This is a genomic window from Mesorhizobium sp. B4-1-3 (assembly GCF_006439355.1).
GTDB lineage: Bacteria > Pseudomonadota > Alphaproteobacteria > Rhizobiales > Rhizobiaceae > Mesorhizobium.
Map to the genome: position 1 here is coordinate 230,635 of NZ_VFTG01000001.1, position 13,479 is coordinate 244,113.

Below are 13,479 nucleotides of genomic sequence, written 5' to 3' on the forward strand. Positions count from 1 at the left end.
CGTCTCGGATAGGCCAGCGGCCCCGACATCGGCGGCCGCAGCCTTCATTTGGGAAGCTCAAAAAGCCATTTCAAGGCTTTCGTGCCGGTCGCAATGCAGCCACGTTGATGAATGGTGGATGAACCACGGTTTCGGCATCCGTTCAGCCAGGCGTCGCTATGTTTTGGTCAAGTCGAGCACTTCCGGGAAAAGCGTGAACCGGTTTTCCGTCCGGAGTTGCCTCGAGACAGAGAGACAAGCGGCGCGCCTTCCCCCTGCGCCGCGACCAGGCCGAACCGGGTGCAACGTCCCTTCCTCCCGGATCGACGAGGCCGGAAGTGCGCCGCAGGCACTTCCGGCCTTCCTCTTCGCGGCTTGCCGCGTAAATCCTCGCAACGCTTTGCTTTTGCCGGCTGGCCGTCTATCACCATGCCGACGCCTCGCCCGTCCGGGCAAAGAACAAGCAACGACGCCGAATGACGGATCTTTTCCATCTGACCGAGGACAATCCCCCGCCGCAGAATGCCTCGGGCGGCTTCTTCACCACACCTGACGGCAAGAAGATCCGCTACGGCGTCTTCGCCGCGGTCGCCCGTCCGCTCCAGGGCACGGTGGTTCTGCTGACCGGGCGCAACGAATGCATCGAGAAATATTTCGAGACCATCCGCGACCTCGCCGATCGCGGCTTCGGCGTCGCCATCCTCGACTGGCGCGGTCAGGGCGATTCCAGCCGCCTGCTGCGCGACCGCCAGCGCGGCTATGTGCGTAGCTTCCGCGACTATACGCGCGACCTCGAGCAATTTTTCGAGGAGATCGTGCTGCCCGACTGCCGCGGTCCCTATTACATCCTCGCCCACTCGACCGGGGCCGTTATTGCGCTGCTGGCTTCGCCGTCTATGGTCAACCGGGTGCGGCGCATGGTGCTGCTCGCGCCTTTTCTGGAAGTGCCGGACCTGCCGGTCTCGATTGCCACGGTGCGACGCGTCTGCGCGATCTTCTGCGCGCTGGGTCTCGGCCGGCTCTACGCCGCGCTCGGCCCGCGGCCGAAAGTGCCGCCGCCTTTCGAGGTGAACAAGGTGACCTCGGACCCGGAGCGCTACCGGCGCAATGTCGGGATCTACGAGGCCTGGCCGCAGCTGGCGCTGGGCGGCCCGACCATCCGCTGGCTGAAGGCGGCGGCCGCGGCCGCGCAAGCCGTCAGCGATCCGGATTTCATGGCGAGGATCAAGGTGCCGATGCTGATCGTCGCCGCCGGCGCCGACCGGGTGGTCTCGACCAAGGCGGTTGAAGCCTATGCCAGGAAACTACGCGTCGGCTCGCTGTTGATGATTGACGGCGCCGAGCACGAGATCCTGCAGGAGAAGGACATCTATCGCGAGCAGCTCCTGGCCGCCTTCGACGCCTTCATTCCCGGCACCGGCGACGCTCCCTGAGCGCGATTGAAATCCCGCGGTGACCAACCCTCGCCGCTGGCCGCATCAGCCGCGCAGCGCCGCCATCGCCGCCGCGTGCAGTTCCGGCGTTGCTGCCGCCAATATGTCGCCGCCGTTTTCGGCCGGCCCGCCTTCGAAAGTGGTGATGACGCCGCCGGCCTTTTCGATGATCGGGATCAGCGCCACGATGTCGTAGGGCTTCAGGCCCGGATCGGCGACGATGTCGATGCTGCCGGCGGCCAGCATGGCGAAGGCGTAGCAGTCGGTGCCGTAGCGGGCGAGCTGGACCTTCGTCTCGAACTGGTCGTAGCGCTTGCGCGCATCGCCCCTGAACAGGGCCGGCGTGGTCGTGAACAGCGTCGCTTGTGCGAGTTCGGTCGTCTTGCGGGTCGCCAGCCTGCGCGGTCCGCCCGGGCCTTCATAGTGCGACCCGGACGCATTGGCGTAGAAAAGTTCGCCGGTGAAAGGCTGCGACATCATGCCGGCGACCGCATCGCCGTCGACGGTCAGCCCGACCAGGGTCCCCCAGACCGGGATGCCGGAAATGAAGGCGCGGGTGCCGTCGATCGGGTCGATCACCCAGACATGCCGGCTGGTGAGGTTCTGGCTGCCATGCTCTTCGCCGAGGATGCCGTGCCCGGGATATTCGGAGGAGATCAGCGCCCGGATCGCGCGCTCGGCCTCGCGATCGGCCTCCGTGACCGGGTCGAAGCTTCCCGCCTCCTTGTTGGCGACTGCCCCCTGGCTGCGGAAGCGCGGCAAGGTTTCCGCGGCGGCGGCATGCGCGATGCGCCGCATGAAATCGGTGCTGATATCCAAGTCGCTCTCCCCATCGCGGCTATTGCCAGCCGCTCTTTCTCGCAGAACAGGCGGTCTGAAAACCGGTCAGGCGCCCGCTTTCTGTTGCCCGATTGCCACATCTGAACCGCCGAAGCGGAATTTCCACATCATATTGAATTAAAAATCCTGCTGTCGATTGACATTTGTGCGACGCACAATAATTTTGTCATCGGACAGGTTTTCTTGTCCGTGCCCTCCTTGGGCGTTTCCTCCCTAGACTTCGACCGTGTCGTGAAAACGATGCGGTCTTTTTTTCGAGCTATTCCGGGAAAAGCGTGAGGCGGTTTTCCGTCCGGAATTGCGCTTGTAAAGAACTCGGCGCCCCGACCGAATGGTCATTCCGCCGCGAGCGGCAAATCGACGAAATGATGGTCGGGCATCGACATCAGGTCGGCCGAAAAGCGGGTCAGGTCGCAGGCCAGGGCGTCGAAGCCGGCCGATTTCTGGAATGTCCGCTCGTCCATGTAAAGCCCGCGATTGACCTCGATTTGCAGCGCATGCAGGTGCCGTGCCGGCCTGCCATAGTGCTCTGTGATGAAGCCGCCGGCATAGGGCTTGTTGTGCGCGACCGTATAGCCCATCCCGACAAGCAGGCTGATCGCCATTTCGGTCAGCGCCGGCGAGGCCGAGATGCCGAACCGGTCCCCGACGATGAAGTCGGGCCGCACGCCATTGTCACCGACGCGGATGGAGGCCGGCATCGAATGGCAGTCGATCAGCACGGCATAGCCGAACCTGGCATGCGTCCTGGTCAAGAGCCGCTTCAGCGTCTCGTGGTAAGGTTTGTAGACAGCTTCGATGCGGGCCACCGCTTCGGCCAACGGCAGGCGGCCGGGATAGATGTCGAGCCCTTCGCCGACCAGTTTCGGCACCGTGCCCAGCCCGCCGGCGACCCGCGCCGAGCGGATGTTGCAGAAGGAGGGCACCGGTTCCGCGAACATGCGCGGGTCGAGCTCCCAGGGCTCGCGGTTGACGTCGAGATAAGCGCGCGGAAAGTTCGCCGCCAGCAGCGGCGCGCCGAGCGGCACGGCGCCGCCGAAGAGCTCCTCGACATAGCAGTCCTCCGACCGGCGGATGGCGTTGCGGTCGAGCCGCGCCATGGCGAGGAAGCGCTCAGGATAGTGGCGGCCGCTATGCGGTGAGTTGAACAGGAAAGGGACGCGCTGTTCGGCGCCCGATCGGATTTCGAAGGGTGGAACGACCGAAAAATCCTCGGCTGCCGTCTTCAATTTTTACGAACCAGGATGAAGCACTGCGTCATGACGCAAAACTTGCCACCTTGCGCCCGGCATGTCCAGCATTTCAGGCGGCGAAACCGTGCTTCGAACCCTATCCGGGATGCCCTTCATTCACTTGATGTTTACCGCCTCCATCTCATATACAGGATGGTTAACGGGCTCGCCCGGCGGCAGGCTTGGGGCGGGTGATTCGGACGGGATATGATGGCACGCATTCTGCTGGCGGAAGACGATGACGATATGCGCCGCTTCCTCGTCAAGGCGCTGGAACGCGCCGGCTACCAGGTAAGCGATTTCGACAATGGCGCCAGCGCCTATGAGCGTCTGCGCGAGGAGCCGTTCTCGCTGCTTTTGACCGACATCGTCATGCCGGAGATGGACGGCATCGAGCTCGCCCGCCGCGCCACCGAGATCGATCCCGACCTCAAGGTCATGTTCATCACCGGTTTCGCAGCGGTCGCGCTCAATCCCGATTCCAAGGCGCCCAAGGACGCCAAGGTTCTTTCGAAGCCCTTCCACCTGCGCGATCTCGTCAACGAGGTCGAGAAGATGCTGCAGGCAGCCTGAGGCCTGCGTCGGGGACCTGCATCGGCAACACTTCGCCGCTGCGACAAACGGAAGCCGTCTTTCCACATTCCCACTATTGACGCGCCGGATCAAAAGTGGTGTATGCGCGGCGTCGGATGGGCGTGTAGCTCAGCGGGAGAGCACTGCATTGACATTGCAGGGGTCACAAGTTCAATCCTTGTCACGCCCACCATCCTTCCAACTCAGAGGTTTCCGCCACTGCCTGACACAAGCGGCGGCGTAAGCAGGCGACGTCTTGACATGAGCGAAACCGCACGCGGCTCGCTGCGCCATCATGGTTCGCCAGCAAGCCTTGGCGAGTTCCAGCGAGGGAAACTCCACGAGGACCATGCGCTTGGCGTCGCGCGCCTCGACGAGCAGCGGTGGCTGCTTTGTCGTGTTGGTGCGTGCCTGGTATTTTTCGCCGATCGGCTTCCAGAGCCGAGCGTACTCGGCCTGCGCCTCCTCGTTCGAAATCTCGGTTCCGACGATGAGCCAATATCCATTCACGCCGAGGCGCTCCCTTATCGATTACGGTCCGGCACCATGAACCCGCCGCCGTTGATGCGCAACAAATGTCCGGTGACGAATTACCCATGTCCGATGCCGGATAGGCAGGCATTGGCAACGTCTTCGGCGGCGCCGAGTTGTCCTGAGCGGCATGGTCAGCTTGCTGTGCGAGTCAGTCGCGATCTCGCGATCCGCCCGCCACGGGGGCCGCACAAGTCTGCACGGGGCCGGATCAGATGCCGGCCATTGCCAGCAGAGTCTTCATCCGTGCGATGGCAAGATCGGGATCGGCCAACAAGCCGGCCTGGTCGGAGAGGCGGAAGACATCGGCATAATGGCATATGCCGCGCGCCGACTGCATGCCGCCGACCATGGTGAAATGGTCCTGATGACCGTTCAGCCAGGCCATGAAGACGATGCCGGCCTTGTAGTATTCGGTCGGCGCCTCGAAGATTTTTCGCGACAGCGGCACCGTCGGCGCCATCAGCGCGTCGTAACCGGCACGATCGCCTTCGGCCAGCTTCGCCAGCGCGGCATTGGCCACCGGCGCGATGGCGTCGAAGATGCCGAGCAGTGCATGTGAATGCCTCTTGCCGTCCCCCCCGATCAGCTCCGGATAATTGAAATCGTCGCCGGTGAACATCACGACGCCCTCGGGCAGCCGGTCGCGCAGCAGCACTTCCTTGTGCGCATCGAGCAGCGATATCTTGATGCCCTCGACCTTGCCCGCATGCCGCTCGGTGATGGCGACGACCGTGTCGAGCGCGGCCTCGAAATCCTGGCTGCCCCAGTAACCCTTGAGCGCCGGATCGAACATGTCGCCCAGCCAGTGCAGGATCACCTTGCCCGACGCCTGGCTTAGTATCCGGTCGTAGACGCGTGCATAATCGTCCGGCCCTTTGGCAATTGCTGCCAGCGCACGGCTGGCCATCATGATCGCCTTGCCGCCCTCGCCTTCGATGAAGGCGAACTGCTCCTCATAGGCATGGACGACATCGTCGAGCGATCTCGCAGCCGCCGGAGCGAGGTGATCCGTGCCGGCGCCCGAAGCGAGATCGGCGCCCGGCACCGTGCGCGCCTCGCCGATCGAACGCCGGATCAATTCCTTGGCGCTCGCCCAGTCGAAACCCATGCCGCGCTGCGAGGTATCCATCGCCTCGGCTATGCGGAAGCCGAGCCGCCACAGATGATGGCGGAACGCCATCGTCGTGTCCCAGTCGACCGCGGCGCGAGACCATGGATCGGTCATGGCGATGGGGTCGGCCACGACATGGGCCGCGGCATAGGCGATGCGCGAAAAACTCGCGCCTTTGATCGGTTCGGCCGGTTTTCCGACGAGCCGGTAGCTGACCAGGTCGCCGTTTTTCGCAGGCAAGGTGATGTCCATCGAACTCTCCCGTTGCGGCCGCTGTAAATGGAACGTTCCAATAAATCAAGAAGCTTTATGATTCAAGGCGCCTTAACTGTTGAAGCACCGTTCCCCTCTTGCAGGACCCTTGCGTTCGTTGGGATTTTGAACCGTATCAATCAATTTTTCAAATCTCGCGGGAATTACGATTGACTCTGATTTGGAACGATGATTAGAACGTTCCAATAAATTTACTCAAAACGCAGAGGACGGAACGGGGATGGCCAGCCGGGCCAAGGCGACGATCCTGGACATCGCCCGCGAAGCCGGCGTGTCCAAATCAACGGTATCGCTCGTGCTGCAGGGCAGCGGACTGATCCGGCCCGAAACCGCGACCAAAGTGCGCAAGGCGATCGAGGATGTCGGCTATGTCTACAACCGCGGCGCTGCCAATCTGCGCAAGGCCCATTCCAACGTCATTGGCATGGTGATCAACGATCTCACCAACCCCTTTTTTGCCGAGCTTGCCGTCGGCATGGAGCGCGTCTTCCAAGCGGCGGGCGTCGTTCCCTTCATCGCCAACACGGCCGAAAACCCAGTGCGCCAGGAAGAGGTGCTGAAGTCGCTGATGGAGCAGGGCGTCGCCGGCCTCATTGTATCGCCGGCGCGCGGCACCGCGCCCGGCGCTTTCCGCCGCATCGAGGCGGCGGGCCTGCCGATCGTCTTCACCATGCGCCGGCTGCCGGAGAGCCGCATTCCGGTGATCGCGCCGGACAATCATCGCGGCGCCGTGCTTGCCACCGAGCATCTGATCCGCAAGGGCCATCGCCGCCTGGCGTTCTTCGGCGGCTCGTCCGACCTCGTCGTTTATCAACAGAGGTTGGGCGGCTTTGTCGATGCTTGCGAAACGCTGGGTATCCCCGCCGCCGACAGAACGGTCGTCGAGGGCGAGACCAGCCGCAAGGGTGGCATGGCTTGCCTGGAGACGGCGCTTGCCTCGGCGCAGCCGCCGACGGCGGCGCTCTGCTTCAACGACGCGGTCGCCTTCGGCGTCATGCTGGCGCTGCGCAAACGCGGCCTAGAGGCGGGGGCGGACTTCGCCGTCGTCGGCTTCGACGACGTCGCCGAGGCCGAGCACTACACGCCGGCTTTGACCAGCGTTGCCGTCGATACCGCGGGCCTCGGCGAGCGCGCCGCCCACGTCATGCTGAAGATGATCCAGTCGCGCACCACGCGCGCCGAGGATCATATCGGCGCCATCAGCCTGGTCGTGCGGGAAAGCAGCGGTCCGGACCGCAACAGCCAAGTGGGGGACGCGGCATGAGCGTGCGATGGGGATTGATCGGCGCCAGCACGATCGCCAGACAGTTCATGATCAATGCCATCCGCGCGCAGGCCGATGGCGAGGTCGCCGCCGTGATGAGCTCAAGCGCCGAGCGTGCTCAAGCCTATGCCGGCGAGAACGGCATCCCTGTCGCTGTCTCGACCCTCGATGCGCTGCTCGGCACCGATATCGACGCCGTCTACATCTCGACTACCAACGAATTGCACCTCGAGCAGGGTCTGGCCGCGATCAAGGCTGGCAAGCATGTGCTGTGCGAGAAGCCGTTGGCGCTGACCAGCGCCGATGCGCGTGAGATGGTTGTCGCCGCGAAAGCCGCCGGCATCATCTTCGGCACCAACCATCATCTGCGCAACGCCGGCGCGCACCGCGCCATGCGCGAGGCGATCGCTGCCGGTCGCATCGGCAAGCCGATCGCGGCGCGCGTCTTCCACTCCGTCTTCCTGCCGGAAAACCTGCAGGGCTGGCGCATCACCAAGCCAGAAGCCGGCGGCGGCGTGGTGCTCGACATTACCGTGCACGATGCCGACACGCTGCGCTTCGTGCTCGGGGACGACCCGGTCGACATTTCGGCTTTCACGCAATCCGCCGGCATGGCCGGGAGCGGTCTGGAGGACGGCGCGATGTGCATCTGGCGCTTCAAATCCGGCGTCATCGCGCAATCGCACGAGGGCTTCACGACGAAATTCGCCGGCACCGGCTTCGAGGTGCATGGCTCGGAAGGCTCGCTGATCGCCACCAACGTAATGACGCAGAAGCCGGTCGGCTCGGTGCTGCTGCGCACCGCGAGCGGCGAGGAAGAATTGAGCTTCGACCGCGAGGACCTCTACACCCGCTCGGTCCGCCAGTTCCATTCCGCGATCCGCGGCGAGGGCCAGCCCGCCGCCACCGGCGAGGACGGCATCTGGTCGCTGGCATCGGCCGAAGCAGCACTTCAATCATCGAAGACCGGCAAGACCGTGGTCATCGATCCGCAACTCGGGAGCCTCGCGTGAGCAAGCTCGTCTCTGCGGCCCATGCCGCCGGCCTGATCAAGGACGGCATGGTCGTCTCGATATCGTCCTCGAGCGGCCTCGGCTGCCCGGAAGCCGTGCTTGCCGCGATCGGCGAGCGCTTCGACGCGGAAGGCCATCCGAAGGCGATCACCACGCTGCACCCGATCGCCGCCGGCGACATGTACGGCATCAAGGGCATCGACCATCTCGCCAAGCCAGGCCTGCTGAAGCGCACGCTCTGCGGCTCCTATCCCTCCGGCCCCTCCTCCGCCGAGCCGCCTCAGATCTGGAAGATGATCGGCGACAATTCCGTCGCCGCCTACAACGTGCCGTCCGGCATCCTGTTCGACATGCATCGCGAGGCCGCCGCCAAGCGGCCTGGCGTGCTGACCAAGGTCGGCCTCGACACCTTTGCCGATCCGCGCCACCAGGGCTGCGCGATGAACGCCGCGGCCAGCGAGCCGATCGTCTCGGTCCAACAATTCGACGGCGAGGAATGGCTCTATTTCCGCGCCATCGTGCCGAACATCTCGATCATCCGCGCCACCTCCGCCGACGAGCGCGGCAATCTCACCTACGAGCATGAGGGCGCCTATCTCGGAGGCCTGGAGCAGGCGCTGGCGGCCCGCAACAATGGCGGAATCGTCATTGCGCAGGTCAAGCGCGTCGTCGAGAACGGCACGCTGAAGCCGCACGACGTGCGCGTGCCCGGCGTGCTGGTCGACCACATCGTGGTCGCGCCCGACCAGTTGCAGACCACGCAGACCTCTTACGATCCAGCGATCTCCGGCGAGATCTTCCGGCCGCTGTCGACCTTCCGCACGCCGGAAATGAACATCCAGAAGGTCATCGCGCGTCGCGTCGCCATGGAATTGCGCGACGGCATGGCCGTCAACATCGGCTTCGGCATCTCGGCCAATGTGCCGCGTATCCTTCTCGAGGAAGGCCAGCACGGCAAGGTTACCTGGGTGATCGAGCAGGGCGCGGTCGGCGGCGTGCCGCTGCTCGACTTCAAGTTCGGCTGCGCCTCGAACGCCGAGGCGATCATGCCTTCGCCGCATCAGTTCATCTATTTCCAGGCCGGCGGCTTCGACGCCTCGCTGCTCTCCTTCCTGCAGATCGACCGCCACGGCTCGGTCAACGTTTCGAAGCTCTCGGCGCGGCCGCATGTCACCGCCGGCGCCGGCGGTTTCGTCGACATCACCGCGCGGGCAAAGAAGATCGTCTTCTCCGGCTTCTTCAATGCCGGCACCAAGCTTTCGCTCGCCAATGGCGCGATACGCATCGAACAGGAAGGCAAGGTCAAGAAGGTAGTCGAGGAGGTCGAGCACATTTCCTTCTCGGGAAAACGCGCTGTCGCTCAAGGGCAGGACATCACCTATGTCACCGAGCGTTGCGTGATGAAGCTGACGCCGGATGGGCTGATGGTCACCGAGCTGGCCCCCGGCGTCGACCTCGAACGCGACGTGCTAGCGCAGGCCGAGATTCCACTCTCCGTCGCCAACGACCTCAAGGTCACGCCTGCAGCGCTCTATCAGGACCGGCCGATGGGCCTGTCGCTCAATGGCGGCGCCTCGCTCGGAGGCGCGCATGGCTGAGCGTCTCGTCACTTTCGAAAGGGACGGTGCCGTCGGCATCGTCACGCTGCGCCGTCCAGAGAAATTCAACGCGCTCGACATTCCGATGCTGCGCGCGCTCGAAACGGCACTCGACGAAGCGGAACTGGCTGAGGGCGTTCGCGTCGTGCTGATCCGCGGCGAAGGCAAGGGCTTCTGCGCCGGCGGCGACGTCGAGGCCTGGGCACAATTAAGCGCCGCCGATTTCCAGGTGCAATGGGTGCGCTACGGCCACCGCGTCTTCGACCGGCTGGCGCGGCTCCGGCAACCGACCATCGCCGTGCTGTCCGGTCATGCGCTGGGCGGCGGACTGGAACTGGCCGCGGCCTGCGATTTCCGCGTCGCCGAAGCGCAGATAAAACTCGGCTTCCCCGAAACCTCGATCGGCATCGTTCCAGGATGGTCGGGCACGCAGCGCGCCGTGCGCCGCTTCGGTGCACAGATCGTGCGCCGGATGGCGGTTGGTGGCGAGATTTTCCTGGCGGCCGACGCGCTCGCGCACGGCATCGTCGACCGCGTGGCCGAAACCGGCAAGGCTTTCGATGAAGCCAAGGGTTGGGCCGAGAAGATTGCCGAGCGCGGCCCGCTAGCGACCGAAGCCGCCAAGCTGATGATCGGCGTTGCCGAGGGCGAGGAAGACGCCGCCGCCGTGGAAGCGCTGGCCAGCGGCTTCATTGCGATGACCGCCGACCTGAAGACCGGCGTCGGCGCCTTCAAGGCCAAGCAGAAGCCAGCCTTTTCGAGATCCTAGAGAAGACATGATGAACGCACCGCTCAACATTGCCATGCCGGCCGAGGCGTCCCGAGCGCCGAAGGCTTACAAACTTCTGATCGACGGCAAGCATATCGAAGGCCGCGACGGCCGCACAATCGAGCGCGCCAGCCCCGGCCACGGCTTCATCGTCTCCCGCTATGCGCAGGCAGGCGCATCGGAAGTCGAGGCGGCGGTGCAAGCCGCGCACAAGGCGTTCGAGACCGGCCCATGGCCGCGCATGAAGGCGTCGGAACGCGCGGCGGTTCTGCTGAAGACGGCCGACCTGATCGAGATGCGACTGGAAGAGATCGCCCGCCTCGATGCGCTGGAATCCGGCAAGCCGATCGCCCAGGCGCGCGGCGAGATCGGCGGCGCGATCGACATCTGGCGCTATGCCGCCTCGCTTGCCCGCACGCTACATGGCGAAAGCTACGCCAATCTCGGCGACGATATGCTGGGCGTCGTGCTGCGCGAGCCGATCGGCGTCGTCTCGATCATCACGCCGTGGAACTTCCCCTTCCTGATCGTCAGCCAGAAGCTGCCTTTCGCGCTGGCCGCCGGCTGCACGGCGGTGGTGAAGCCCAGCGAGATGACGTCGGCCTCGACCTTCGTGCTCGGCGACATCCTGCTGGAGGCCGGCTTGCCGGTGGGTGTCGTCAACATCCTCGCCGGCTACGGCGCCGATGTCGGCGCACCGATGGTCAGCCATCCGCTGGTCGAGATGGTGTCTTTCACCGGCTCGACCCGCGTCGGCAAGACAACGATGGCCGCTGCCTCGAACTCCTTGAAGAAGGTCTCGATGGAGCTCGGCGGCAAGAACGGCCAGATCGTCTTCCCCGATGCCGACCTCGAGGCGGCGGCGGACGCCGCGGTGTTCGGCGGCTTCTTCAACGCCGGCGAATGCTGCAATGCCGGCAGCCGGCTGATCGTGCATGAGGCGATCGCCGACGATTTCCTGGCCGCGGTCAAGGCACTGGTCGAAAAAGTTCGCGTCGGCGATCCGCTCGACGACCGCACCAAGGTCGGCGCGATGATCTCGGCCGATCACATGGAAAAGGTAGCCGGCTATGTAACGGCGGCGAAAACCGACGGGGGCAACGTTTTCGCCGGCGGCGCCCGGCTTCCATCCAATGCCGGGCAATATCTCGATCCGACCATCATCCGTAACGTTACAGAGGATATGGCGATCGCGCGCGAGGAAGTGTTCGGGCCGGTGCTGTCCGTGCTCACTTTTGAAACGATTGAAAAGGCATTGCACATTGCCAACAACACGCCCTATGGTCTGTCTGCAGGGGTATGGAGCGCCGGCGTCGACACATGCATGTCGGTGGCGCGCGGCGTGCGTTCGGGGACGGTTTGGGTGAATACGTTCATGGAAGGTTATCCCGAACTGCCCTTCGGCGGCTGCAAGCAGTCCGGCCTGGGACGCGAACTCGGCAAACGCGCGGTCGAGGACTATACCGAGGAAAAGACCATCCAGTTTCATCGCGGCCAGCGCACCGGTTGGTGGGTCGGCTGAGTTGGGAGACCCCGGCGGACACCGCCGGTTATGTGTATGCAACAAGGGAGGTAGTACATGTTGCGCAAATTGCTTATCGGAACGGCTCTTGCGACGAGCTTTGCGTTCTCGGCGCATGCCGCGGACGTCAAGGAAGTGCAGATGCTGCATTGGTGGACGTCGGGCGGCGAAGCGGCTGCTCTGAACGTGCTGAAGCAGGATCTGGCCAAGGAAGGCTATGCCTGGAAGGACGTGCCGGTGGCCGGCGGCGGCGGCGATGCCGCCATGACCGCGCTGAAGGCTATGGTTGCGGCCGGCAACTACCCGACCGCCTCGCAGATGCTCGGCTACACCGTGCTCGACTATGCCGCCGCCGGCGTCATGGGCGACCTGACCGAGACCGCCAAGAAGGAAGGCTGGGACAAGTCGGTTCCGGCTGCCCTGCAGAAGTTTTCCGTCTATGACGGCAAGTGGGTCGCCGCTCCCGTCAACGTCCACTCCGTCAATTGGCTGTGGATCAACAAGGCGGTGATGGACAAGATCGGCGGCACCGAGCCGAAGACCTTCGACGACTTCGTGGCATTGCTCGACAAGGCCAAGGCTGCCGGCGTCATCCCGCTCGCGCTGGGCGGCCAGAACTGGCAGGAAGCCACCATGTTCGACTCCGTCGTGCTGTCGACCGGCGGGCCGGAATTCTACAAGAAGGCAATGAACGACCTCGACGAAGAGTCGCTCAAGTCCGACACGATGAAGAAGTCGTTCGACAACCTCGCCAAGCTCGTCACCTATGTCGATCCGAACTTCTCGGGCCGCGACTGGAACCTCGCCACCGCCATGGTCATCAAGGGCGACGCGCTGGTTCAGGTCATGGGCGACTGGGCCAAGGGCGAGTTCCACGCCGCCAACAAGACCCCGGGCACCGACTTCCTCTGCTACCGCTTCCCGGGCACCGACGGTTCGGTGATCTACAACTCCGACATGTTCGGCATGTTTAACGTGCCGGAGGACCGCAAGGCCGCCCAGGTGGCACTCGCCACCGCCACCTTGTCGAAGAGCTTCCAGTCGGCCTTCAACGTGGTGAAGGGTTCGGTTCCGGCCCGCACCGACGTGCCTGACACCGACTTCGACGCCTGCGGCAAGAAGGGCATCGCCGACCTGAAGAAGGCCAACGAAGGCGGCACGCTGTTCGGCTCGCTGGCCCAGGGCTATGGCGCCCCGCCGGCCGTCGCCAACGCCTACAAGGATGTCGTGTCCAAGTTCGTCCATGGTCAGATCAAGACCTCCGACGAGGCCGTGACCGAACTGGTCAAGGCGATCGACGACGCCAAGTAAGGTTCGCTTGAACTCAGGTCTCCCCCG

General features: G+C 64.2%; 12 protein-coding genes and 1 tRNA gene. 9 read left to right on the forward strand and 4 right to left on the reverse strand.

Going from position 1 to position 13,479, the window contains the following annotated elements; genetic code table 11:
* Positions 1–455: 455 nt before the first annotated feature.
* Positions 456–1,412 carry an alpha/beta hydrolase gene (locus FJW06_RS01085; protein ID WP_140746698.1) on the forward strand — a complete coding sequence of 319 codons (957 nt, stop codon included), beginning with the start codon at positions 456–458 and terminating at the stop codon, positions 1,410–1,412.
* Positions 1,413–1,457: 45 nt separating this feature from the next.
* On the opposite strand, the gene hisN is transcribed toward FJW06_RS01085, so the two are convergent.
* Together hisN and FJW06_RS01095 are read right to left on the reverse strand one after the other, a co-directional pair.
* Complete coding sequence (hisN, locus tag FJW06_RS01090) at positions 1,458–2,231, reverse strand: histidinol-phosphatase (protein ID WP_140746701.1); 774 nt, start codon at positions 2,229–2,231, stop codon at positions 1,458–1,460.
* A 356-nt stretch (positions 2,232–2,587) separates the two neighbouring features.
* Positions 2,588–3,481: an N-formylglutamate amidohydrolase gene (locus FJW06_RS01095; RefSeq protein ID WP_181178102.1), complete on the reverse strand. Its 894-nt coding sequence runs from the start codon at positions 3,479–3,481 to the stop codon at positions 2,588–2,590.
* 213 nt (positions 3,482–3,694) lie between these two features.
* Here FJW06_RS01095 and FJW06_RS01100 point away from each other — a divergent pair, with 213 nt between their 5' ends.
* Together FJW06_RS01100 and FJW06_RS01105 are read left to right on the forward strand one after the other, a co-directional pair.
* The gene (locus tag FJW06_RS01100) at positions 3,695–4,057 is read left to right on the forward strand and encodes a response regulator (RefSeq protein ID WP_006199474.1); all 363 of its coding nucleotides are present in this window, start codon (positions 3,695–3,697) and stop codon (positions 4,055–4,057) included.
* 118 nt (positions 4,058–4,175) lie between these two features.
* Positions 4,176–4,250 (forward strand) — tRNA-Val (locus FJW06_RS01105).
* On the opposite strand, the gene FJW06_RS01110 is transcribed toward FJW06_RS01105, so the two are convergent.
* Entirely contained in the window at positions 4,229–4,567 is a 339-nt protein-coding gene (locus tag FJW06_RS01110) for a DUF1330 domain-containing protein (RefSeq protein WP_140746704.1), read from the reverse strand. The two genes, FJW06_RS01105 and FJW06_RS01110, sit on opposite strands and share 22 nt — an antisense overlap.
* Before the next feature lie 232 nt (positions 4,568–4,799).
* Positions 4,800–5,954: a dihydrodipicolinate synthase family protein gene (locus FJW06_RS01115; protein WP_140746707.1), complete on the reverse strand. Its 1,155-nt coding sequence runs from the start codon at positions 5,952–5,954 to the stop codon at positions 4,800–4,802.
* A gap of 241 nt (positions 5,955–6,195) precedes the next feature.
* Between FJW06_RS01115 and FJW06_RS01120 the strand changes: the two genes are divergently transcribed.
* From FJW06_RS01120 to FJW06_RS01145, 6 genes are read left to right on the forward strand one after another with little or no spacing between them, the layout of a single operon-like run.
* Positions 6,196–7,239, forward strand: coding sequence for a LacI family DNA-binding transcriptional regulator (locus tag FJW06_RS01120; protein WP_140746710.1), 1,044 nt, complete (start codon positions 6,196–6,198; stop codon positions 7,237–7,239).
* Positions 7,236–8,252, forward strand: a complete 1,017-nt coding sequence (locus tag FJW06_RS01125) for a Gfo/Idh/MocA family oxidoreductase (protein WP_140746713.1) — start codon at positions 7,236–7,238, stop codon at positions 8,250–8,252. The genes FJW06_RS01120 and FJW06_RS01125 overlap by 4 nt, the downstream gene beginning before the upstream one ends.
* Positions 8,249–9,850, forward strand: coding sequence for an acyl CoA:acetate/3-ketoacid CoA transferase (locus tag FJW06_RS01130; RefSeq protein ID WP_140746716.1), 1,602 nt, complete (start codon positions 8,249–8,251; stop codon positions 9,848–9,850). The genes FJW06_RS01125 and FJW06_RS01130 overlap by 4 nt, the downstream gene beginning before the upstream one ends.
* Positions 9,843–10,619 (forward strand): enoyl-CoA hydratase/isomerase family protein, encoded by a 777-nt coding sequence (locus FJW06_RS01135; protein ID WP_140746719.1) that lies wholly within the window; start codon positions 9,843–9,845, stop codon positions 10,617–10,619. Before FJW06_RS01130 ends, FJW06_RS01135 begins: the two co-directional genes overlap by 8 nt.
* Before the next feature lie 10 nt (positions 10,620–10,629).
* Positions 10,630–12,141, forward strand: a complete 1,512-nt coding sequence (locus FJW06_RS01140) for an aldehyde dehydrogenase family protein (protein WP_140747670.1) — start codon at positions 10,630–10,632, stop codon at positions 12,139–12,141.
* A gap of 57 nt (positions 12,142–12,198) precedes the next feature.
* Entirely contained in the window at positions 12,199–13,452 is a 1,254-nt protein-coding gene (locus FJW06_RS01145) for an ABC transporter substrate-binding protein (RefSeq protein ID WP_140746722.1), read from the forward strand.
* Positions 13,453–13,479: the final 27 nt, after the last annotated feature.

Excerpts from the sequence above, each read along its gene's own strand:
- FJW06_RS01125 (WP_140746713.1), top strand. The coding sequence starts at position 7,236 with ATGAGCGTGCGATGGGGATTGATCGGCGCCAGCACGATCGCCAGACAG.
- FJW06_RS01085 (WP_140746698.1), top strand. The coding sequence starts at position 456 with ATGACGGATCTTTTCCATCTGACCGAGGACAATCCCCCGCCGCAGAAT.
- FJW06_RS01135 (WP_140746719.1), top strand. The coding sequence starts at position 9,843 with ATGGCTGAGCGTCTCGTCACTTTCGAAAGGGACGGTGCCGTCGGCATC.
- FJW06_RS01120 (WP_140746710.1), top strand. The coding sequence starts at position 6,196 with ATGGCCAGCCGGGCCAAGGCGACGATCCTGGACATCGCCCGCGAAGCC.
- FJW06_RS01115 (WP_140746707.1), bottom strand. The coding sequence starts at position 5,954 with ATGGACATCACCTTGCCTGCGAAAAACGGCGACCTGGTCAGCTACCGG.
- FJW06_RS01140 (WP_140747670.1), top strand. The coding sequence starts at position 10,630 with ATGAACGCACCGCTCAACATTGCCATGCCGGCCGAGGCGTCCCGAGCG.
- FJW06_RS01100 (WP_006199474.1), top strand. The coding sequence starts at position 3,695 with ATGGCACGCATTCTGCTGGCGGAAGACGATGACGATATGCGCCGCTTC.
- FJW06_RS01145 (WP_140746722.1), top strand. The coding sequence starts at position 12,199 with ATGTTGCGCAAATTGCTTATCGGAACGGCTCTTGCGACGAGCTTTGCG.